This window comes from Geodermatophilus sp. SYSU D01045 (assembly GCF_054050295.1).
On the sequence record NZ_JBJGZB010000014.1, the window covers coordinates 134,906 to 155,261 of the forward strand.

The window sequence follows — 20,356 nt, forward strand, 5'->3', positions numbered from 1 at the left end:
CACCGGTCCCGGAGGATGGGGACGTCCCGCCCCGCAGGAGGTCCCGTGTCCGAACCCGTGCAGCCACTGCGCAACGCCGAGCTCCTCGGCGTCTACGTCAACGACCACCTCGCCTCGGCCACCGGCGGCATCGAGCTGGTCGGCCGGATGCTGGGCGTGCACCGCGGCTCCCGCTGGGAGGCGCCGCTGACCCAGCTGCTCGGCGAGCTGCGCGAGGAGAAGTCCTCGCTGCTGGCCACCGCCCGGGCGCTCGGCATCCCGGTGCGGCAGTACAAGCAGCTCGGCGTCTGGCTGGCGGAGAAGATCACCCGCGCCAAGCTCAACGGCCGGCTGCTGTCCCGTTCGCCGCTGTCGGACCTCGTCGAGTTCGAGTTCCTCGCCTCCGGGGTGCGCGCCAAGCGCAGCGGCTTCGAGACGCTGCGGATCGTCGCCGAGGCCGACCACCGGCTGGACCGGGCCGAGCTCGACCGGCTCATCGACCAGGCGCACCGGCAGTACGCGTGGCTCACCGACGCCCGCCGCGAGGTGGCCGCCGCCGTCTTCGGCGGCCGGGCGGGGGCCGCCGAGCGCACCGGCGGCGTCTGACCCGGGTCCCTCGCGCGGTGCCCGGCGCGGCCTGGTAGCACAGGGCCATGTGCCACGACCCCGCCGGCCGCCCGCCCGCCCCGCCGCGCACGGGGGAGGTCGGCGACCGCGGCCTCACCGTCCTCACCGCGGCCGACGGCACGGAGGTCTCCGCCGCCTGGGCGCTGCCCGCCGACGTCGCGGCCGCGCCCGCCGGCGTGGTGGTCCTCCCGGACATCCGCGGGCTGCACCCCTACTACGTCGCGCTGACCGAGCGCTTCGCCGAGGCCGGCGTGCCCGCCGTCGCCGTCGACTACTTCGGGCGCACCGCCGGCACGGCCGAGGGCGGCACGCGCGACGCCGGCTTCGACTGGCAGGCGCACGTCCCGCAGACCACGCCCGAGGGGGTCGACGCCGACCTCTCCGCCGCGGTCGCCGACCTGCGCCGGCGCACCCGGCCCGACCTGGCGGTGGTCACCGTCGGCTTCTGCTTCGGCGGCAGCCACTCCTGGCGGCAGTCCGGCGGCGACCTCGACGTCGCCGCCTGCGTGGGCTTCTACGGCCGGCCGGCCATGGTCGGCGACGCCGCCGGGCGGGCCTCGCGCCCGACGCTGATGATCGTCGCCGGCGCCGACGCCGCCACCCCCGTCGAGGACCAGCTCGCGCTCGCGGAGACGATGCGCGCCGCCGGCGCCGACGTCGAGACCGCCGTCTACGACGGCGCCCCGCACTCCTTCTTCGACCGCGCCGCGCCCGAGTGGGAGGATGCCTGCCAGGACGCCTGGCGCCGGATCCTGGCCCTCGTCGACGGCCTCGGGACGGGGGCGCGGTCGTGAGCGAGCCGATCGACCCCGGCGTCGTCGAGCTGGCCGCGCGGGTCTTCGACCTGGCCCGGTTCGGCCACACCGAGGAGCTCACCGCCTACGTCGACGCCGGCGTCCCGGTGGACCTCACCAACGACAAGGGCGACACGCTGCTGATCCTGGCCGCCTACCACGACCACCCGGACACGGTGGCCGCGCTGCTCGAGCGCGGCGCCGACCCGGGCCGGGCCAACGACCGCGGGCAGACGGCGCTGGCCGCGGCGGTGTTCCGCCGCTCCGAGGCCGGCGTGCGGACGCTGCTGGCCGCGGGCGCCGACCCCGACGCCGGCGGGCCCAGCGCCCGCGAGACCGCGGCGTTCTTCGACCTGCCGGAGATGACCGCGCTGCTCGAGGGCCGGTCCGGCTGAGGCTCCCCGCGGGAGCCGCCCCGCCGTGACACCCTGGGGCGTCACGGCGCCGTTACGGGGGGAGGACGTCCATGGCCGCGCAGTCGCACCTGCCCGAGCCGGGTGCGGAGCGGACGCGCACCGGGGCCTCCCGGGTGGTCCCGCCGGAGCCCACCGAGCTGCCGGGGGACCTGGCCGACGGGCTCCCGCTGGCCGCCGACGTCACCCTCACCCCCGCCCCCGACGGCGGCCCGGCGGCGGGACCGGCCGGCACGCCGTCCGGCCCCGGCGGGCTGCCCCGCTGGCTGGTGCTGCTCGTCGGGGCCGCGGCCGCGACGATCGCCGTCGCCGGGGTGCGGGAGATCGCCTGGCTGGTCGCGCCGGTGCTGCTCGCGCTGGTCGTCGTCGTGGCGCTCATGCCGGTGCAGCGCTGGCTGCTGCGCCACCACGTGCCGCGCTGGGCGGCGGCCGGCGTGCTGCTGCTGCTCGTGTGGGGCGTGCTGCTCGGCCTCGGGTCGCTGCTGGTGGTGGCGATCGCCCAGTTCGCCGTCCTGCTGCCCGACTACGCCCCGCAGTTCGCGGTGCTGCTCGACGACACGGTGCAGCGGCTCGACGAGGCCGGGCTGTCCTCGACGCAGATCCAGGACCTGGTCGACCGGTTCGACTACGGCCAGCTCGTCGGCCTCGCCACCGACCTGCTCGCCCGGGTCACCGACACCGCCAGCACGCTGGTGCTGCTGCTGTCGGCGATGGTCTTCCTCGCCATCGAGTCCGGCGGGTTCGGCCGCCGGCTGGCGCTGGTCGCCGAGGACCGGCCGCACCTGCCCATCGCGCTCGGCCTGTTCGCCCGCGGCACCCGCAGCTACCTGCTGGTGAGCACCGTGTTCGGCGCGATCGTGGCGGTGGGCGACACCGTCGCGCTGGCGATCCTCGAGGTCCCGCTGCCGGTGCTGTGGGGCCTGCTGTCGTTCATCACCAACTACGTGCCCAACATCGGCTTCGTGCTCGGCGTCATCCCGCCGGCGCTGCTCGGCCTGCTCGCCGGCGGCTGGACCGAGTTCTGGGTGATCATCGTCGTCTACTCGCTGCTCAACTTCGTGGTGCAGACGCTCATCCAGCCGCGCTTCGTCGGCGACTCGGTCGGCCTGTCGATGACGGTCACCTTCCTCGCGCTGCTGTTCTGGGGCTGGGTGCTCGGCGCGCTGGGCGCGCTGCTGGCCATCCCGCTCACGCTGCTGGTGAAAGCGCTGCTGGTCGACGTCGACCCGCGGGGGCACTGGCTGGACGCGCTGCTGCGGGAGGAGCCGCGGGCCCCGCGGACCAGCCGCGCGCGGCAGCGCGCGCAGGCCCGCCGGGCGGCGCTGGCCTCGGTCCGGGCGCTGCACCCGCACTGGCCCTCGCGGCGCGGATCCGGGGACTGACCAGCGCGTTCGGGGAATGTCAGGGGTCTGGAGGACGTTGTCCACAAGCCGGGAGAAGGTCCCGGCGAGACCCCGAGGAGGACCCGTGAAGGGCGATCGTGTCGAGGTCGTCATCGACGCCGGTGGCGACACCCGCACCTACGAGATCGAGGCCACCCGCGCCGGGCGCCGGGTGGACGTGTCCCACGGCCGCGGCGTCGTGGAGGTCACCGAGACCACCCGCGGCGGCACGCCCGTGCGCACCGCACGCTTCATGTCCGGGAGGGTGCTCGCGCTGGTCGAGCACCCGGCGGCCCGCCCGGTGTTCGAGGACGACGACGAGCCGGTGACCCCGCTGCGCCGGAGCGCGTGAACCCCAGCACCTCACCCGAGCTGGTGGTGATGGTCGGCCTGCAGGGCGCGGGCAAGTCGACCTGGGTGGAGCGGACCCTCGCCGCCACCCACGAGGTGGTGAGCAAGGACCACTGGCCCCGCGCCCGCCGGCGGGAGGCCCGGCAGCAGCGGGTCGTCGCCGGGCTGCTGGCGGCCGGGCGCAGCGTCGTCGTCGACAACACCAGTCCGTCGCCGGAGGAGCGCGCCCCGCTGGTCGCCGCGGCCCGCGCGGCCGGCGTGCCGGTGCGCGCGATCTGGGTGGACACCCCGCTCGAGGAGTGCCTGGCGCGCAACGCCGCCCGCGAGTCGCCGGTGCCGCTGGTCGGCGTGTACGCCGCCCGCGCCCGCCTTGCCCCGCCCACCGAGGCCGAGGGCTTCGACCGGGTCGACGTCGTGCGGGGTGGCGGCGTGCGGGGTGACGGCGTGCGGGGTGACGTCGTGCGCCCGGGGGACTGACCGGCGGGCGGTCGCGTGCGGCCGGGGGAGCCGGTGCGGTAGGAACTGGCAGGCCCGTCCGCTCCCGCCCCCGGAGGTACCCGTCCCGTGCTGGCCAGCCTCGGCTACGCCGTCGCCTACACCGCCGTCGGCCTCGTGCTGCTGGCCCTCGGCTTCCTCGTCCTCGACCTGCTGACGCCCGGCCACCTGGGCCGGCGCATCTACGAGGACCGGTCGGTGAGCGCCGCGGTCGTCCTGTCCGCCGGGTTCCTCGCCCAGGGCGCGGTCATCTTCGCCTCGATCTGGACCAACGCGACGTCCGGGTTCGGGGAGGCGCTGCTCTGGACCGTCGTGTTCGGCGTGCTCGGCGTGGTGCTGCAGGCCGTCGCCTTCGTCATCCTCGACCTGCTCACCCCGGGGAAGATGGGGCACCTCGTCACCGAGCCCGGCTTCCACCCCGCCTGCCTCGTGATGGGCGCGGCCCAGCTCTCGGTCGCCGCGATCATCGTCGCCTCGATCTGGCCCTGACGGCCGCCGCGCACCGGTACGGGGGCGTCTCCGGACGCCGCGGGAGCCCGCCGTAACCTGTCCGGCGCAGCCCGGGGGCCGGCGCGGGGTCGACCCGGCCCGAGCCCCCCACCCGGACCGGCCGGCGACGACGCCGCCACCAACGAGAGGAACTGCCATGAGCGAGGCCACCCCCCGCGTCGCCATCGTGACCGGCGCCGCGCGCGGCATCGGCGCCGCGACGGCGAAGCGCCTGGCCGCCGACGGCTTCGCCGTCGCCGTGCTCGACCTCGACGAGGCGAACACCAAGGACACCGTGCAGGCCATCGAGTCCGCCGGCGGGCGCGCGCTCGGCGTGGGCGCCGACGTCAGCGACGCCGAGCAGGTGCAGGCCGCCGTCGACCGGATCGCCGCGGAGCTCGGCCCGCCGGTCGTGCTGATCAACAACGCCGGCGTCATCCGGGACAACATGCTGTTCAAGATGACCGAGGTCGACTGGGACCTGGTCATGAACGTGCACCTGCGCGGCGCCTTCCTCATGAGCCGGGCCTGCCAGAAGCACATGGTCGAGGCCAAGTGGGGCCGGATCGTGAACCTGTCGAGCACCTCGGCGCTGGGCAACCGCGGCCAGGCGAACTACTCGACGGCGAAGGCGGGCCTGCAGGGCTTCACCAAGACCCTCGCCATCGAGCTGGGCAAGTTCGGCGTCACCGCCAACGCCATCGCCCCGGGCTTCATCCAGACCGAGATGACGATGGCCACCGCCGAGCGCATGGGCATCGCCTTCGACGACTTCATCAAGGGCGCCGCCTCGCAGATCCCGGTGGCCCGCGTCGGCCAGCCCGAGGACATCGCCCACCTGGTGTCGTTCTTCGTCAGCGAGGGCGCGGGCTTCGTCTCCGGCCAGGTCGTCTACGCCGCGGGCGGCCCGAAGGCCTGACAGCCACCACGCACGCACCTTCGGGGCCCGGCCGGGAGAGATCCCGGCCGGGCCCCGTCGTGTTGTGGGGCCGTTCACGCAGCCTCGGCGGCACCATCGGCGTCAGCATGCTCGGCGCGGTGCTGGCCGCGCGGGTCGCCGACGGGCTTGGTGCCCTCGGCGGCGGCGCGCCGGCCCCGGGCGGCGAGGCCGCGGCGCCGGACGTCAGCGCGCTGCCGCCGGAGGTGGTCGGGCTGGTGCGGGGCACCTACGCCGACGCCACCGCGGAGCTGTTCCTCATCGCCACGCCGCCGGCCGCGCTCGCGCTGCTCGTGGTGCTGTTCATCCCGGAGAAGCCGCTGAAGACGACGTCGGGCGCGCAGCGGCTGGCCGAGGAGCAGGGCGGCGCGCCCGTCCTGCACTGACCGCAGCGGCCGTGTCCCACCCCGGGCCCGCGGCGCCGACGCTCACGCGGCCGGCGCCCCGGGCCCCGGGTGGGCCGTGCCGGGGAGCGCGGTCCGGGGCTCGGCCAGCCGGGTCACCACGGGGCCGGCGACGGCGAGCACCAGCACGTACGCGGTGGTCAGGGGACCGAGCTCGGGCAGGCCGGCCACCACGGCCAGCCCGGCGATGACCACGGAGAACTCCCCGCGGGCGATCAGCGCCGTCCCGGCACGCCAGCGGCCCGGAGCCGCGACCCCGTCCCGGCGCGCGGCGTACCAGCCGGTCCCCACCTTGGTCGCCGCCGTCACGACGGCGAGGAGCAGCGCCGCCGGCAGGACCGGGAGGACGTCGGCGGGGTCGGTGCCCAGCCCGAAGGCCACGAAGAAGGTGGCCGCGAACAGGTCGCGCAGCGGGGTGAGGATCCGCCGCACCCGTGCGGCGAAGGGGGCGGGCAGGGCCAGCCCGACGAGGAAGGCGCCGACCGCGGCCGAGACGCCCAGCGCCTGGGCCGCGCCGGCGACCAGCAGGGTCAGCCCGACCAGCCGCAGGAGGACCTGCTCGTCGTCGGGAGAGGTGAGCAGCACCCCGAGGCGGTGACCGTGGCGCCGGGCGGCGGCCAGGACCAGCACCACGGCCCCGGCGGCCAGGGCGAGGCCGCCCGCGGCCGCGGCCGGGCCGCCCCCGGCCAGCGCCACCGCGAGCAGCGGCAGCACCAGCGCCATCGCGAGGTCCTCGAGGACCAGGACCGACAGCACGGCCGGCGTCTCCCGGTTGGCCAGCCGGCCGAGGTCGGCCAGCAGCCGGGCCACGATGCCCGACGACGAGACGTAGGTGATGCCGCCGAGGGCCAGCGCTCCCTGCCAGGGCAGACCGAGCGCCAGGCCGCCCACGATGCCCGGCGGCGCGTTGAGCAGCAGGTCCACCACGCCCGAACGGCCGTGGTGGCGCAGCGAGGCGAACAGCTCGTCCGGTGAGAACTCCAGGCCGAGGGCGAGCAGCAGCAGCACGACGCCGATCTCGGCCGCGGCCTCGATGAACGGGGTGGCCGTGGTCAGGGGCGCGACCCCGCCCTCGCCCACCGCCAGCGCGGCCACGAGGACGAACGGGATGGGGGAGAGGTCCAGGCGCCGGGCGAGCAGGCCGAGCAGCGCGAGCCCCAGGAAGAGCAGCCCCAGTTCGACCAGCAGCGCCTCGGTGCCGTGCACGCCGGGGGGCCTAGGCCGCGCCGTCCAGCCGCGCGCCGAGCTGGGTGAGCCCGGCGTCGGAGCCGATGGCGACCAGCACGTCCCCGGCGTGCAGGACCTCCGCCGGCCCGGGAGAGGGGACGACGTCGCTCTCGCGCACCACGGCCACGATCGAGCACCCGGTCAGCGTGCGGGCGCGGGTCTCCCCGAGCGGACGCCCGTCGAAGGGGGATCCCGGCCGGACGAGGAAGCGGGCGGACTCGAGGCCCGGCACCTCCCGGGAGAGGTCCACGAACCGCTGGGTCAGCCGGGGCGCGCCGAGGAGCTCGGCCAGGACGCCGGTCTCCTCGGCGTCGAGCCGGAACACGGCGCGGGCGCGGTCCGGGTCGCGCCGGTCGAACACGGCCACTTCCGCGCCACCCTCGCGCTGGACGACGACGGCCAGGCGGTCACCGGCGCGCGTCGTGAGTCCGTAGCGCACGCCGACGCCGGGCAGCATGGTCTCGTCGAGATCCACCACGCGGGCATCGTGGCAGAGCGTCGCAGGTCGGGGCGCACGGTGGCCGGGGTCACCGGCGGCCGGCCGCGCCGGCGGGCAGAGCGCCCCGCCGGCCGGCGTTGTACCGGGCGTGACCGACCGTCTCCACCTCGCCGTCCTCGGTGACTCGATCGCGTACGGCACCGGTGCCGCGCGGGTCGAGGACGGCCTCGGCCCGCGGCTGGCGCAGGTGCTGCGCAGTGCGGGCATCGAGACCGACCTGTCCGTGCTGGCCGTGCCCGGCGCCGTCTCCCGCGACCTCGCCGCGCAGGTACGCCGCACAGCGCCCCTGGGCGCCGACCTCGCCGTCGTGGTGATCGGCGCCAACGACCTCGCCCGGTTCCTCCCGGTCGAGCCGGCGGTGGCCGCGCTCGGCGCCGCCGTCGACGGGCTGCGCGCCGCGGGCACCGACGTCGTCGTGGTGCCGGCGCCGGACATGTCCAGCGTGCCGTTCGTGCCGCCGGCGTTCCGGCCGGTGGTGCAGGCCGCCTGCGCGGCGATGCAGCTGCGGCAGGCGGAGGTGGCCCAGGCGCGCGGCGCCGTCGTCGCGGCCGTGTCCGGCGAGGTGGGCCGGGCGTTCACCACCGACCCGGCACTGTTCTCCGCCGACCGGTTCCACCCCTCCTCGGCCGGCTACGCGCGGATCGCGGCCGCGCTGGCCCCGACGGTGCTGGCCGCAGCCCGCGCCCGCCGGGACCGCCGCGCCGCCTGAGCTCACGCGGCCCGGGTCGCCTCCGCGGTCGCCCGGCGCAGACCCTCGAGGTCCAGGTCCGGCCCGTAGCCGGGGGTGCCGGGCTCGATCCGCCAGCTCTCGGCCAGCGGGCCGAGGTCGAGGACGTCGAAGCCGACCTCGTCGATGAACGAGGCGACGACGTCCTTCGCCGAGGCGTCGTCCCCGGCCACGACCAGCGCGCGCCGGTGCGGCGTGCCGCTCGGCGTCCGCCGGGCGGTGATCTGCGCGGCGGCGATGTGGTTGAACGCCTTGACCACGCGCGACGTGGGCAGGTGGTCCTGCAGCAGCTGGGAGCTGGTGGTGGTCCCCTCGTCGAGGGCGGCCACGTGCCCGTCGCGCTCCGGGTAGTAGTTGTTGGTGTCGATCACGACCTTCCCGGCCAGCGGCTCGACCGGGACGTCCGGCACGGCCCTGAGCGGCACGGTGACGACGACCAGGTCGCCGGCGGCGCCCGCCTCGGCGGCCGTGGCCGCGCGCACCGAGCCGCGCCGGGAGGGCCGGTCGGTGAGCGCGTCGACGAGGCCGGCGAGGGTCTCCGGGCCGCGCGAGTTGGAGAGGACGACGTCGTGGCCGAGGTCGGTGGCCGCCTGCGCGAGCGCCGTGCCGATGTGGCCGGCGCCGATGATGCCGAGAGTGGTCATGCCTCGCGCCAACGCGCCGCCCGGCGGCCCATTCCCGGCCGCCGAGGTGTGGGAAGCGATCCCTGCGTCCCCGCGCCGGGAACGCGGGGATCGCTCCCTATGTCCGGTCCAGCGCGTCGGCGAGCAGCTCGGCGAGGTGCCGGCCGGGCCGGTCGGCGAGCTGGTCGAGCTGGGTGCGGCAGGAGAACCCGTCGGCCAGCACGACGGCGTCCGGCCCGGCCGCCCGGACGGCGGGCAGCAGCTGCTGCTCCGCGATCGTCACCGACACCTCGTGGTGCCCGCGCTCGACGCCCCAGTTGCCGGCCAGCCCGCAGCAGCCGCCGAGCCGGGTGACCGCCGCACCGCCCCGGCGCAGCAGCCGCTCGTCGGTCGCCCAGCCCATCACCGCGTGGTGGTGGCAGTGCGGCTGCGCGACCACCTCGACGCCGGCCAGCGACGGCGGCGCCCAGCCCTCGGTGGCGGTGAGCAGCTCGGCCAGCGTCCGGGTGGCCGCGGCGACCCGTCCGGCGGCCGGGTCGTCGAGCAGCTCGACCGCGTCGCTGCGCAGCGCCGCGGTGCACGAGGGCTCCACGCCGACGATCGGGATGCCGGCGTCGGCCAGCGGCGCCAGCCGGCGCACGGTGTCGCCGAGGATGCGCTTCGCCGTGTCCAGCTGGCCGGTGGTGATCCAGGTCAGGCCGCAGCAGGTGTCGTCGCCGGGCACCTGCACGGAGTAGCCGGCCGCCTCGAGGACCCGGACGGCGGCGTGCGCGGCCTCCGGTGCGAAGTGGTCGGTGAAAGAGTCCACCCACAGCGCCACCGGCGCGCCGCCGCCCGGCCGCGGGGAGAACGACTGCCGGAAGGTGCGCGGCGCGAACGACGGCAGCGACCGCCGCCGGTCCACGCCGGCGCCCCACTTCGCCAGCCGCCCGCCGAGCCGGTTGCGCAGCACCGCGTTGACCAGCCGCGGCGCCCGCGCGGCCAGGTCGGACCACATCGGCAGCTTCCCCAGCGTGTAGTGCGCCAGCGGCCGGATCCGCCGCCGGTAGGACTGGTGCAGCACCTCGGACTTGTAGCTGGCCATGTCCACGCCGGTCGGGCAGTCCCGCGAGCAGCCCTTGCACGACAGGCACAGGTCGAGCGCGGCGTGCACCTCCGGCGAGCGCCAGTCCCGCACCGGCCCGCCGGGCGCGAGCATCTCCTGCAGCACCCGGGCCCGGCCGCGGGTGGAGTCCTTCTCCTCGCGGGTGGCCGGGAACGACGGGCACATCACCGCGACGCCGGACGGGTCGGCCCGGCACTTGCCGACGCCGGTGCAGCGGTGCACGGCGTTGGACAGGTCGCCGTCGTCGTGCCGGTAGGCCAGCGCCAGGCCGTCCCGCAGCCGGGGCGCGGCGGCCACCCGGACGTCGTCGTCGAGGCGGGCCGGGCGCACCAGCACGCCGGGGTTCAGTACGTCGTCCGGGTCGAACAGCGCCTTGACCTGCGCGAACAGGTCGAGCGCGGCGGGGGAGTACATGGTGCCGAGCAGCTCGCTGCGGGCCCGTCCGTCGCCGTGCTCACCCGACACCGACCCGCCGTAGCGGGCGACCAGCCGGGCGGCGTCCTCGACGAACGAGCGGTAGGCGGCGCGGCCGCGGTCGGGCTCGCGCCCGAACGGGAAGTCGATGCGCACGTGCACGCAGCCGTCGCCGAAGTGCCCGTACGGCACGCCCTGCAGCCCGTGCTGCGCCAGCAGCGCGTCGAACTCGCGCAGGTAGGCGCCCAGGGACTCCACCGGCACCGCGGCGTCCTCCCAGCCGGCGTGCGCGGGGCGGCCGTCGGAGGTGCGCGCGGCCAGGCCCGCGCCGTCCTCGCGGATCCGCCAGATCGCGGCGGCGTGCGCGACGTCGGTGACCACGAGGGCGTCCAGCGCGCCGGCGTCGGTGACGACGGCCGCGCCCGTGGCCTCGACCTCCGCGACCGTGTCGCCGGTGACCTCGACGATCAGCCAGCCCGCGCCGCGCGGCAGGTCCGGGACGACGGCGGCCGGCACGTCGCGCAGCCGCTGCACGATCCGCTCGTCCAGGCCCTCGACGGCGGTCGGCCCGTGCCGGAGCAGGCCGGGGGTGGCGTCGGCGGCGTCGGCCATCGACGGGTAGCCGAGCACCACCAGCCCGCGGTACGGGGCGTCGGCGACCAGCCGCACGGTGGCGCCGAGGACGACGGCCAGCGTCCCCTCGCTGCCCACCAGCGCACGGGTGACGTCGAAGCCGCGCTCGGGCAGCAGGTGCTCCAGCGAGTAGCCCGACACCTGCCGGCCGAAGCGGCCGAGCTCGGTGCGGATGGTGGCCAGCTCGCGGCCGACCAGGGCGCGCAGGTCCTCGAGGCCGTCGACGGCGGACCCCGACGACAGCCGCAGCCGCTGCCCGGTCCCGGTGACGACGTCGAGGCCGACGACGTTGTCCGACGTCCGGCCGTAGCCCAGCGCGCGCGACCCGCAGGCGTTGTTGCCGATCATCCCGCCGACGGTGCAGCGGTTGGCGGTGCTCGGGTCCGGCCCGAAGCGCAGCCCGTGCGGCCGGGCGGCCAGCTGCAGCCGCGCCTGGACGACGCCGGGGTCGATGACCGCGGTGCGCGCCTCGGCGTCGACCGCGTGCACCCGGTCCAGGTACCGGCTGGTGTCGACGACGACGCCGGTGCCCACCGCGTTGCCGGCGATCGAGGTGCCCGCGCCGCGCATGGTCAGCGGCACGCCGAGCGTCCGGCACACCTCGAGGGCCGCCACGACCTCGTCGGCGTCGCGCGGGCGGACGACCGCGCGCGGCAGCACGCGGTACAGCGAGCCGTCGGAGGAGTACAGCGCCCGGGCCAGGCCCGAGTCGTCGACGTCGCCGATCCCGGCCCGGCGGAGCGCGGCGGTGACCTCGGCGGTGTCGGAGGTGGTGTCGGCGACGGCGCTGCTCACCCTCCCAGTGTCCCCGGTGCCGCCACGGGCGCGGACGGCACCGGGGCAGCGTGTCAGTTCCCGGTCGGCGGCTCGTCCTCGCCGGACTCCTCCGCCGCGTCGGCCTCCTCCTTCGTCTTGTGCACCGCGCCGTCGGCGTGCTCCGGCGGGCCGTAGACCGTGTACAGGATCAACGGGTTCTCGCCCGTGTTGACGAAGTTGTGCTTGGTCCCGGCCGGGACGACGACCAGGTCGCCCTGCGCCACCTTCTTCGTGGCCCCGCCGACCTTCGCCTCACCGATGCCGCTGACGAAGGTGAGGATCTGGTCGATGTCCTCGTGGACCTCCTCGCCGATCTCCCCACCCGGCGGGATGGTCATGACGACCAACTGTGTCTTCTCCCCGGTCCACAGGACCCGGCGGAAGTCGGGGCTCTCCTCGGCGACGGTCGCGATGGTGAAGTGGATGACGGACGCCATCGACGGCGCTCCTCCCTGTCTCGCGGCACCCGGACGGTGCTCCTCGTCCGACCCTTGCCCCCCGGTGCCGCCGGCCATGCCTGGTCCCCCGCGGGGGTGGTGCGGCCGCCGCCGCTCCTGCTAGCGTCGCCGGCATCCAGGTTGGAATGTCCAACCGACAAGCCTGCTGGGGGCGCGCGTGTCCCGATCGGTCGAGTCCCGTCCCCTCCCCGCGGCCGCCGGTTCCGCCCCGGCCGCCGTGCTGCAGCGGCGGACGCTCGCCGTCGTCGCGGTCAGCACCCTCGTCGTCCTCGCCGCCTTCGTCACCCCGCTGGCCACCGCCGTGGCCACCGCGGCGGACCTGGGCACCGGCGCGGGCGGGCAGGCGTGGCTGCTGTCGGCGATGAGCGTCGGGCTGGCCGCGGCGCTGCTGGTCACCGGTGCCGCCGCCGACGACGTGGGCCGCCGCCGGGTGTTCACCGCGGGCCTCGTGCTGCTCGCCGCCGGCGCCGCGCTGTCGGCCGCCGCGGGGTCGACCGGGGTCTTCGTCGCCGGCCGGCTGGTCGAGGGCGTCGGCGGCGCGGCCGTCCTGGCCTGCTCGCTGGGGCTGATCGCGCAGGTGTTCCCGCTCGGCCCGGGGCGGGCGCGGGCGGCGGCGGTGTGGGGCGCCAGCCTCGGCGCGGGCACCGGCGTCGGCGGCCTGGCCGCGGTGCTCCTCGACGGCGACACCGGCTGGCGCGCCACGCACGTCGCCACCGCCGTCGTCACGCTGCTCCTGGCGGTCGCCGCCCGGCTGCTGCTGCCCGAGGCCGCGCCCGGCCGCCGGCCGCGGGTCGACGTCGCCGGGCCGGTCCTGCTCGTCGCCGCGGTCTGCTGCCTGCTCGTCGGGCTGGTGGCCACCCGCACCGGCACCGGGACCGCCACGGTGGTCGCGCTGCTCGCCGGCGGCGCGGTGCTCACCGTGGCGTTCGTGCTGACCGAGTCCCGGGTGCGCGCGCCGATGGTCGACCTCGGCCTGTTCCGCGTCCGCGGCTTCCTGGCCGCGAGCGTCGGCGCGCTGGTCACCGGCGCGGCCACGGTCGGGCTGATGTCCTTCCTCGCCACCGTGCTGCAGCGGGCGCTGGGGGAGAGCCTGCTCGCGACGACGGTGCTCGTGCTGGTGTGGTCCGCGGTCGCGACGGCGACGTCGGTGGGGCTGCGCTGGCTGCCCGGCGTCGACGGGCGGGTGCTGCTGGCCGGCGGCCTGGCCGTGTCGGCCGCGGGACTGGCGGCGCTGGCCGTCCTCGACCCCGGCGACCGGGCCGCCGCGCTGCTGCCGGGCCTGCTGGTCCTCGGCGTCGGCTACGGCGTGGCCAACGCGGCGCTGGGCCGCGAGGCGGTGGCGCACGTGCCGCCGGAGCGGGCCGGCATGGGCAGCGGCGCCAACAACACCGCCCGCTACCTGGGCGCCGCCGTCGGCGTCACGCTGGTCGTCCTGCTGGTGACCGCGGGCGCGCCCGCCGGCACCGCGGCCGGGCTGCTCGCCGGGTGGGACGCGGCCGCCCTCGCCGGCGCCGGGGTCAGCGCGGCCGGGGCGCTGGCGGTGCTGGCACTGCGACCGGCGCGCCGCTGACCGCGGTCGCGGCGACCGCGGCGTCGCCGTCCGGGTCCGGCGCCGCACGGGGCAGCCGCAGGAGGCCGACGGCCACCAGCAGCACGCCGGCACCGGCCGCGGTCCCGGCGACGGTGAGCACCGACAGCCGCCCGGCCGCGGCCAGGACCTCCACCACCGCGCACTCCAGCGCGACGGCGCCCCACACCGCGGCGGCCGCGACGCGGTCCGCGGCGGCGATGCCGGAGTAGAGGAGCAGCTGGGCGAGGGCGAACAGCGTGCCGCAGGCGGTGAACACCCAGGTCCAGCCGCCCAGGGCGGTGCCGTAGGCGGCCCCGCCCACCAACGGCAGCGCGGCCGGCCCGAGCGCGACGGTGGCGGCGGTGAGCAGCGCGCCCAGCCCGCCGACCACCGCCAGCGCCCGGGGCAGCTCGCGCCGCCGGGCCGCGGCGTCGGCCATCCGCGGCAGCACGACCACCCCGACGCCCTGCGGCAGCCAGTAGGCGACCTTGGCGAACACCGCACCGACGGCGTACTCGCCGGCCAGTCCCGCCGGCAGGTGGTGCCGGGCGAGCAGCAGGTCGACGTTCACCAGCAGCACCAGCCCGGCCAGCGCGCCCGCGGCCCGGGCCGCCGCCCGGGCGGGCGCGCGCAGCCCGCGGGCCAGGCCCGGCCGCCCGGCGCCGACCCAGGTCGCCAGCGCGCCGGCGGCGCTGCCCGCCGCCACGCCGGCCACGGCGGCGGCCGGCGTCCCGCCCAGCAGCAGCCCGGCGACCGCGCCCGCTGTCTTGAGCGTCCCGAAGGCGACGACGACCACCGCCAGCCGCCCGTGCCGCCCGGTGCCCTGCAGGACGCCGTCGTACGTGCCGGCCAGCGTGTGCGGCACGAGGGCGGCGACCAGCCAGGCGGCCGCCGCCGCGTCGGGCAGCCGCAGCAGGGCGACCACCGGGGCCAGCGCGGCCAGGCCGACCAGCGCGGTGGCGGCGCCGGTGGCGAGCGCGGTCGCGTGCAGGCGCGGCACCTCCGCCGCGGCCTCGCCCGGCGGCCGGCCGCCGAGCCGCAGCGCGGTGGCGGTCTGCAGGCCGCTGGCCGGCACCGTGCCGACCAGCAGGAGGCCGAGCAGCGCGGCCAGTTCCCCGTAGGACGCCGGGGTGAGCACCCGCGCGGCGAGCACGGTGACCACGTAGGACAGCGCACTCACCGACAGCAGCGCCCCGGACACCAGCGCGGCCGGCGCCACGCGGGCCGCCCGGCTGCGGGTCCCCCTCATCCCCCCGCCCTACGCTGCTGGCGCCCGGGAGCCGGGGACGACGGGGGAGAGGGGCGCGCGTGGAGACCGCCGTCGACCCCGTCGTGGCACCCGACCGCTCCCCGTGGCCGGCCCGCGCGCTGGCCGCCGCGGTGGCGCTGCTGGTGACCGCGCCGGTGCTCGCGCCCGGGTACGTGCTGCTCGCCGACATGGTCGTCGTGCCGCGCCAGGACCTCGACCTCGACGCGCTCGGCCTGTCCGGCGCGCTGCCCCGCGCGGTCCCCGCCGACGGCGCGGCCGCGCTGCTCACCGCCGTGCTGCCGGGCTCGCTGGTGCAGGCCGCCGTGCTGCTGCTGACCGTCTACGCCGCGGTGCTCGGCGCCGCGCGGCTGGTGCCGCCGGGCCCCGACGGCCGCCGCGGCGCGGCCGGCGCCGTCGCCGGGCTGGTCTACGGCTGGAGCCCCTACCTCGCCGAGCGGCTGCTCGTCGGCCACTGGACGCTGCTGCTGGCGTGGGCCGCGCTGCCCTGGGTGGTGCGGGCCGGGCTGCGGCTGCGCGCCGGCGAGCCGCGGGCGCTGCTCCGGCTGGTGCTCGCCGTCGCGCCGGCCGCGCTCACCCCCACCGGCAGCCTGCTCGCCGCGGGCGCCGTGCTCGCCGGGACCGGCCGCCGCCGCGCCGGCCGCGCGCTCGCCGCGGTCGCGCTGCTGTCCGCGCCGTGGGTGGTGGCCGGACTGCTCGCGCCGGCCGGCGGCACCTCCGACCCGTCCGGGGTGGCCGCCTTCGCCGCGCGCGGCGAGAACTGGGCCGGCGCCGTGGTCGCCGTCCTCGGTACCGGTGGCATCTGGAACGGCGCCGCCGTCCCCGGGAGCCGCACGTCCGTGCTCGCCCCGCTGGTCACCGCGCTGCTGCTCGCCCTCGCCACCGCGGGCTGGGCGCCCCGGGCGGCCCGCGCGGGCGCCGGCGGCCGGCTGCTGGTCCTGGGGGCCGCGGGCCTGCTGCTCGCCGTCGCCGGCGTCCTGCCCGGCACGCGGGACCTGCTCGAGGCCGCGGTCGCCGGCGTGCCGGGGGCCGGGCTGCTGCGCGACGGGCAGAAGTACGCGGCGTGGCTCGCGCTGCCGCTCGCCGTCGGCGCCGGGGTCGGCACCCGGCGCGCCGTCGCCGCCGTCCGCGCGCTCCTGCCGGACCCGGCCGCCGGGGCGGTCGCCGTCGCCGCGGTGGTGCTGCCGCTGGTCGCCGTCCCCGACCTCGCCTGGGGGGTGGGCGGCCGGCTGCAGCCGGTGGCCTGGCCGGCCGACTGGCAGGCCGTGCGCGACGTGCTCGCCGACGACCCCGCGCCCGGCGACGTGCTGGTCCTCCCCGCCGGCGCCTACCGCGCGTTCGGCTGGAACGACCGCCGCCCCCAGCTGGACCCCGCGGCCCGCTGGCTGTCCCGGCCGGTCGTCGCCGACGACACGCTGGTCGTCGACGGCCGGCCGGTGCGGGGCGAGGACGCCCGTGCCGCGCAGGTCCTCGCCGCCGCCGGGGACCCGGGGGCGCTGGCCCGGCTCGGCGTCGGCTGGGTGCTGGTGGAGCGCGACACGCCCGGTCCGCCCGTGGCCGCCGCCGTGGCCGACCTGCCGCTGGTCGTCGACGGCGCCGACCTGCGGCTGTACCGCGTGCCCGGCGCGCTGCCGGGACCCCGGCCGACGGCGGTGCGCGCGGTCGCGGTCGGGGTCGCTCACGGCGCCGCGCTGGGCGCGGTGGCCGGTGCTGCGTTGTGGATCACGCTCGCGGCGTCTAGGGTCCCGCTCCGTCGTCGTCCCCCGAGGAAGCGAGTGCCCGCGTGAAGACCCTCCTGGCCGTGCTCCTGTCCCTCGGCGCCGGCGCCGGGATCGGCGCCGCCGCCGTGGCCGGCGTGTCCGCCGCCGTCGACCCGGACACGTCCGCGGTCGAGCAGAGCGACCAGCAGTCGATCGACGTCCTCGACTACGGCACCCGCGGCTGAGGCCCCGCCGGCGTCCGTACGGGCGGGCGCCGGCACCCCGCGCAGCACCCGCGCCCAGCCCCGCACGGCCGACGGCCAGTCGAACCGGGCCGCGTGCCGGGCCGCCGCGGCGCCCATCGCCGACCGCGCGGACGGGTCGGCCAGCAGCCGGTCCACCGCCGCGGTGAGCCCGCCGAGGTCGTCGACCAGCACGCCGGTGCGGCCGTCGAGCACCGACTCGGTGAGCCCGCCCGAGGACCGGTAGCCCACCGTCGGCGTCCGGTGCGCGCCGGCCTCGGTGACCACCAGGCCCCACCCCTCCTTGACCGAGGGGCACAGCTGCAGCCACGCCCGCGCGAGCTCGGCGTGCTTGGCCGGCTCGTCCAGGAACCCGTGGAACTCGACCCGGTCGGCGACGCCCAGCCGCTCGGCCTCGGCCCGCAGCCGGTCCTCCCACCAGCCCTCGCCGACGACCGACAGGACCAGGTCCGGCCACCGCTGCCGGAGCCGGGCCAGCACCTCGAGGGCGTGCTCGACCCGCTTGTGCGGGACCAGCCGGCCGAGCACGACCACCCGCGGCGTCGGCGAGCGGCGCACCGCCACCGGCGGCACCGGCTCCACCCCGTTGGGCACGACCGCGACCCGGGACGGCGCGATGCCGAGACCGGCCAGCTCCGCGCGCGTGGCCCCGGAGACGGTGACGTAGCGGGACCGCCGGTAGACCCACGGCGCGACGCGCGACTCGAGCCACCAGCCCACCGCGCCGCCGAGCCGGCCGAAGACGATCGGCCACTGCTCGCGGTGCACGTGGTGGACCAGCACCGTCACCGGCGCCCGGGTGACCAGCGGGCTGCAGAAGGGCAGGCCGTTCTGCACGTCGACGACGAGCCGGGCGCGCGAGCGCCGGACGTGCAGCAGCGCCCGCGGGTAGACGCCGAGCCGGCCGCCGCGGCGCACGACGTGCACCCCGTTCACGTCCTCCTCGGCCGGGGCGCGGTCGTGGGCGGCGCAGAACATCTCCACCCGCAGCCCCGCGGCCGCGAGTCCCTCGGCGACGCGGTGCACGTACCGTTCGGACCCGCCGCCCTCCGGGTGACCGAGGTCGCGCCAGTTGACGAACAGCACGTCGGCGGGCGCACGCCGGGGGGAGACGCGGATCACCCGCGGCACGATACAGACGGGTACCAGCCATTCCACCCGCCCGATCGACGGCATTCCCCACCCGAGAGGACGAACCGCGAATGGACCGGACGGCGACGCTGCGGCGGTCGGTGCGGCTGTTCCGCGCCTTCCTGCGCGAGCAGACCGACCCCGCCTCCTTCTACGGCGTCCTCGCCGACGACTCGGTGCGCCAGCTCGCCCGGTACACCGACCTCGCCGGGGCCACCGTCCTCGACGTCGGGGGCGGGCCGGGGTACTTCTCCGCCGCCTTCCGGGCGGCCGGCGCCCGCTACGTCGGCCTGGAGCCCGACGCCGGCGAGATGGCCGCGCGCGGCGCGCCCGAGCCCGGGACGGTGCGCGGCAGCGGCGAGGCCCTGCCGGTGCGCACCGGCGCCGTCGACGTCTGCTACTCCTCGAACGTCCTGGAGCACGTGCGCCACCCGTGGGTCATGGCCGACGAGATGGTGCGGGTGACCAGGCCGGGAGGCACCGTGCTGCTCTCGTTCACGCCCTGGCTGTCGCCGTGGGGCGGGCACGAGACCGCGCCCTGGCACTACCTCGGCGGCGCCCGGGCCCGCCGGCGTTACCGGCGGCGCACCGGCCGCGAGCCGAAGAACCGGTACGGCGAGTCCCTGTTCGCGGTCTCCGCGGGGGCGGCGGTCCGCTGGGCGCGGCGCTGCCCGGACGCCGACCTCGTGGCCGTCCGCCCGCGCTACCACCCGTGGTGGGCGGTCTGGGTCGCCCGCGTCCCGGGCCTGCGGGAGGTCGCGAGCTGGAACGTCGTCCTGGTGCTCCGCCGACGTGCGCGTGACGAGCGGTAACAGGCGTTATCGACGCCGGTACGCACCGGTACCCGACCCGATCGGGGGATCGGTACCGCCCGGAACCGGTCGGTGTTGGCGTGTGGTGGAGCCGACAGTAATGTGACCGCGCTGCGACGCCGGTGGAGCCGTCGCACGGTCGAGGAGGTCCCCCCGCATGCGTCGTCCTGTCCTCGGGTTCGTGCTGCTGGGCCTGGGCGCGCTGTGCCTGGGCGCCGCGCTCGCCGTCCGCCTGGTGCTGGCGCCCACCCTCGTGACCCTGCCCCTCGACCAGCAGGCGTCGCGGGCCGTCGTCGACGAGGACGCCACCTACCTGGACATGGAAGAGCTGGAGGAGACGCGGGGCGAGGTCACCGCGCGGCTGACCGTCCAGGGGGACGCCGGCTCGCCGGACGCCTCCGACGACGTCGCCGTGTGGGCCTCGGGGACGACGATCACCACGGCGGACGGCACGCTGGTCACCGAGCCCACCGAGGTCGTCAACTGCCTGGACCGCACGACCGCGGAGGCGGTGGACTGCGGCGCGGCCAGCGAGGACATCGACGGCCTGACGCTCACCTTCCCGTTCGACACCCAGCGGCAGGACTACGAGGTGTGGAACGGCAACGTCGGCGCGGCGGTCACCGCCCGCTACGACGGCGAGGACGAGGTCGAGGGCGTCGAGGTCTACCGCTTCCTGCAGTCGGTCCCCGAGACCGTCATCCGCCAGATCGAGGTCCCCGGCAGCCTGGCCGGCGAGTCGGACGACGCGACCGTCACCGCCGACGTCGTCTTCAGCAGCGAGCGGGAGATCCTGGTCGAGCCGGTCAGCGGCAAGATCGTCAGCTCGGTGGAGCACCCGGTGACCGCGCTGCGCGGTCCCGGCGGCGCCACCGGCGTCACGGTGCTGGCGGCCGACCTCGGCCCGACCGAGGAGGGGCTGCGCGACGCGGCCGCCGACGCCGCCGGGACCCGCGACCAGATCACCCTCGTCCAGCGGACCCTGCCGCTGGCCGTCGCCGGGCTCGGCGTCCTGCTGCTGGTCGCCGGTGCCGTGCTGCTCCTGCGCGCGAACCGGGGCGCCCACCGGGCCCCCGCGACGGCCGCCGTCCCGCCGACCGCACCGGTGTCGTTCGCCAAGTGAGGCCGGGCCGGGTCCCGGGGCGCGGGGGGGCCCCGCGCCCCCCCGGCCCCCCCAGTCCCCCCCCCCCCGCCGCCCCCCCCCAAAACCACACAAACAAAAAAAACCCCCGCCGCCACC

At 77.5% G+C, this 20,356-nt stretch carries 21 protein-coding genes and 1 pseudogene; 15 read left to right on the forward strand and 7 right to left on the reverse strand.

All coding sequences use genetic code 11. From position 1 onward, the window contains the following. The first annotated feature begins 45 nt into the window (after positions 1 to 45). From ACI798_RS13670 to ACI798_RS13710, 9 genes are all read left to right on the forward strand, one after another. The gene (locus ACI798_RS13670) at positions 46 to 585 is read left to right on the forward strand and encodes a hypothetical protein (RefSeq protein ID WP_456942991.1); all 540 of its coding nucleotides are present in this window, start codon (positions 46 to 48) and stop codon (positions 583 to 585) included. 47 nt (positions 586 to 632) lie between these two features. Further along, positions 633 to 1,400, forward strand: coding sequence for a dienelactone hydrolase family protein (locus ACI798_RS13675; protein ID WP_457048149.1), 768 nt, complete (start codon positions 633 to 635; stop codon positions 1,398 to 1,400). After that, on the forward strand, positions 1,397 to 1,795 hold the full coding sequence (locus ACI798_RS13680) for an ankyrin repeat domain-containing protein (RefSeq protein WP_456942989.1): 399 nt from the start codon (positions 1,397 to 1,399) through the stop codon (positions 1,793 to 1,795). Before ACI798_RS13675 ends, ACI798_RS13680 begins: the two co-directional genes overlap by 4 nt. 71 nt (positions 1,796 to 1,866) lie before the next feature. Beyond that, a complete protein-coding gene (locus ACI798_RS13685; protein WP_457048150.1) occupies positions 1,867 to 3,195 on the forward strand; it encodes an AI-2E family transporter in 1,329 nt (442 codons plus the stop codon). 85 nt (positions 3,196 to 3,280) lie between these two features. Then, complete coding sequence (locus ACI798_RS13690) at positions 3,281 to 3,547, forward strand: hypothetical protein (RefSeq protein WP_456927976.1); 267 nt, start codon at positions 3,281 to 3,283, stop codon at positions 3,545 to 3,547. Then, entirely contained in the window at positions 3,544 to 4,023 is a 480-nt protein-coding gene (locus ACI798_RS13695) for an AAA family ATPase (RefSeq protein WP_457048151.1), read from the forward strand. The genes ACI798_RS13690 and ACI798_RS13695 overlap by 4 nt, the downstream gene beginning before the upstream one ends. Positions 4,024 to 4,110: 87 nt before the next feature. Next, positions 4,111 to 4,530: a DUF350 domain-containing protein gene (locus tag ACI798_RS13700; protein WP_456942986.1), complete on the forward strand. Its 420-nt coding sequence runs from the start codon at positions 4,111 to 4,113 to the stop codon at positions 4,528 to 4,530. A 157-nt stretch (positions 4,531 to 4,687) separates the two neighbouring features. Further along, complete coding sequence (fabG, locus tag ACI798_RS13705; RefSeq protein WP_456942985.1) at positions 4,688 to 5,449, forward strand: 3-oxoacyl-ACP reductase FabG; 762 nt, start codon at positions 4,688 to 4,690, stop codon at positions 5,447 to 5,449. Positions 5,450 to 5,556: 107 nt separating this feature from the next. Continuing rightward, complete coding sequence (locus ACI798_RS13710) at positions 5,557 to 5,853, forward strand: hypothetical protein (protein ID WP_457048152.1); 297 nt, start codon at positions 5,557 to 5,559, stop codon at positions 5,851 to 5,853. A 42-nt stretch (positions 5,854 to 5,895) separates the two neighbouring features. Here ACI798_RS13710 and ACI798_RS13715 read toward each other — a convergent pair whose 3' ends face one another. Together ACI798_RS13715 and ACI798_RS13720 are read right to left on the reverse strand one after the other, a co-directional pair. Then, positions 5,896 to 7,077, reverse strand: coding sequence for a cation:proton antiporter (locus ACI798_RS13715; RefSeq protein WP_456942983.1), 1,182 nt, complete (start codon positions 7,075 to 7,077; stop codon positions 5,896 to 5,898). A 10-nt stretch (positions 7,078 to 7,087) separates the two neighbouring features. Then, the gene (locus ACI798_RS13720; RefSeq protein ID WP_457048153.1) at positions 7,088 to 7,576 is read right to left on the reverse strand and encodes a cation:proton antiporter regulatory subunit; all 489 of its coding nucleotides are present in this window, start codon (positions 7,574 to 7,576) and stop codon (positions 7,088 to 7,090) included. Between the two features lie 109 nt (positions 7,577 to 7,685). Between ACI798_RS13720 and ACI798_RS13725 the strand changes: the two genes are divergently transcribed. Beyond that, positions 7,686 to 8,306: an SGNH/GDSL hydrolase family protein gene (locus ACI798_RS13725; protein ID WP_457048154.1), complete on the forward strand. Its 621-nt coding sequence runs from the start codon at positions 7,686 to 7,688 to the stop codon at positions 8,304 to 8,306. 2 nt (positions 8,307 to 8,308) lie between these two features. Here ACI798_RS13725 and ACI798_RS13730 read toward each other — a convergent pair whose 3' ends face one another. The 3 genes from ACI798_RS13730 to ACI798_RS13740 form a co-directional block, all read right to left on the reverse strand. Beyond that, the gene (locus ACI798_RS13730) at positions 8,309 to 8,968 is read right to left on the reverse strand and encodes an NADPH-dependent F420 reductase (RefSeq protein ID WP_456942980.1); all 660 of its coding nucleotides are present in this window, start codon (positions 8,966 to 8,968) and stop codon (positions 8,309 to 8,311) included. Between the two features lie 97 nt (positions 8,969 to 9,065). Beyond that, positions 9,066 to 11,894: an FAD-binding and (Fe-S)-binding domain-containing protein gene (locus ACI798_RS13735; RefSeq protein ID WP_457048155.1), complete on the reverse strand. Its 2,829-nt coding sequence runs from the start codon at positions 11,892 to 11,894 to the stop codon at positions 9,066 to 9,068. 53 nt (positions 11,895 to 11,947) lie between these two features. Further along, positions 11,948 to 12,352, reverse strand: a complete 405-nt coding sequence (locus ACI798_RS13740; RefSeq protein WP_457048156.1) for a cupin domain-containing protein — start codon at positions 12,350 to 12,352, stop codon at positions 11,948 to 11,950. A gap of 178 nt (positions 12,353 to 12,530) precedes the next feature. Here ACI798_RS13740 and ACI798_RS13745 point away from each other — a divergent pair, with 178 nt between their 5' ends. Beyond that, positions 12,531 to 13,943: an MFS transporter gene (locus ACI798_RS13745; protein WP_457048157.1), complete on the forward strand. Its 1,413-nt coding sequence runs from the start codon at positions 12,531 to 12,533 to the stop codon at positions 13,941 to 13,943. Here the strand turns inward: ACI798_RS13745 and ACI798_RS13750 are convergent. Next, positions 13,891 to 15,192: a hypothetical protein gene (locus tag ACI798_RS13750; RefSeq protein ID WP_457048158.1), complete on the reverse strand. Its 1,302-nt coding sequence runs from the start codon at positions 15,190 to 15,192 to the stop codon at positions 13,891 to 13,893. The genes ACI798_RS13745 and ACI798_RS13750 overlap by 53 nt on opposite strands. Before the next feature lie 59 nt (positions 15,193 to 15,251). On the opposite strand from ACI798_RS13750, the gene ACI798_RS13755 reads away from it, so the two are divergent. Together ACI798_RS13755 and ACI798_RS13760 are read left to right on the forward strand one after the other, a co-directional pair. Then, positions 15,252 to 16,997: a hypothetical protein gene (locus ACI798_RS13755; RefSeq protein WP_457048159.1), complete on the forward strand. Its 1,746-nt coding sequence runs from the start codon at positions 15,252 to 15,254 to the stop codon at positions 16,995 to 16,997. Between the two features lie 59 nt (positions 16,998 to 17,056). Then, on the forward strand, positions 17,057 to 17,155 hold the full coding sequence (locus ACI798_RS13760; protein WP_457048162.1) for a hypothetical protein: 99 nt from the start codon (positions 17,057 to 17,059) through the stop codon (positions 17,153 to 17,155). A gap of 72 nt (positions 17,156 to 17,227) precedes the next feature. Here the strand turns inward: ACI798_RS13760 and ACI798_RS13765 are convergent. Then, a pseudogene (locus ACI798_RS13765) lies at positions 17,228 to 18,349 on the reverse strand (glycosyltransferase family 4 protein); the annotation flags it as partial. A 26-nt stretch (positions 18,350 to 18,375) separates the two neighbouring features. Between ACI798_RS13765 and ACI798_RS13770 the strand changes: the two are divergent. Together ACI798_RS13770 and ACI798_RS13775 are read left to right on the forward strand one after the other, a co-directional pair. Further along, positions 18,376 to 19,116 carry a class I SAM-dependent methyltransferase gene (locus ACI798_RS13770; protein WP_457048160.1) on the forward strand — a complete coding sequence of 247 codons (741 nt, stop codon included), beginning with the start codon at positions 18,376 to 18,378 and terminating at the stop codon, positions 19,114 to 19,116. Positions 19,117 to 19,273: 157 nt separating this feature from the next. Next, complete coding sequence (locus ACI798_RS13775) at positions 19,274 to 20,239, forward strand: DUF3068 domain-containing protein (RefSeq protein ID WP_456942973.1); 966 nt, start codon at positions 19,274 to 19,276, stop codon at positions 20,237 to 20,239. Positions 20,240 to 20,356 lie beyond the last annotated feature (117 nt).

What these genes read in the sequence shown, in the direction of transcription:
- ACI798_RS13775 (WP_456942973.1), top strand. Translation starts at nt 19,274, where the DNA reads ATGCGTCGTCCTGTCCTCGGGTTCGTGCTGCTGGGCCTGGGCGCGCTG.
- ACI798_RS13710 (WP_457048152.1), top strand. Translation starts at nt 5,557, where the DNA reads ATGCTCGGCGCGGTGCTGGCCGCGCGGGTCGCCGACGGGCTTGGTGCC.
- ACI798_RS13740 (WP_457048156.1), bottom strand. Translation starts at nt 12,352, where the DNA reads ATGGCGTCCGTCATCCACTTCACCATCGCGACCGTCGCCGAGGAGAGC.
- ACI798_RS13770 (WP_457048160.1), top strand. Translation starts at nt 18,376, where the DNA reads ATGGACCGGACGGCGACGCTGCGGCGGTCGGTGCGGCTGTTCCGCGCC.
- ACI798_RS13675 (WP_457048149.1), top strand. Translation starts at nt 633, where the DNA reads ATGTGCCACGACCCCGCCGGCCGCCCGCCCGCCCCGCCGCGCACGGGG.
- ACI798_RS13685 (WP_457048150.1), top strand. Translation starts at nt 1,867, where the DNA reads ATGGCCGCGCAGTCGCACCTGCCCGAGCCGGGTGCGGAGCGGACGCGC.
- fabG (WP_456942985.1), top strand. Translation starts at nt 4,688, where the DNA reads ATGAGCGAGGCCACCCCCCGCGTCGCCATCGTGACCGGCGCCGCGCGC.
- ACI798_RS13730 (WP_456942980.1), bottom strand. Translation starts at nt 8,968, where the DNA reads ATGACCACTCTCGGCATCATCGGCGCCGGCCACATCGGCACGGCGCTC.
- ACI798_RS13750 (WP_457048158.1), bottom strand. Translation starts at nt 15,192, where the DNA reads ATGAGGGGGACCCGCAGCCGGGCGGCCCGCGTGGCGCCGGCCGCGCTG.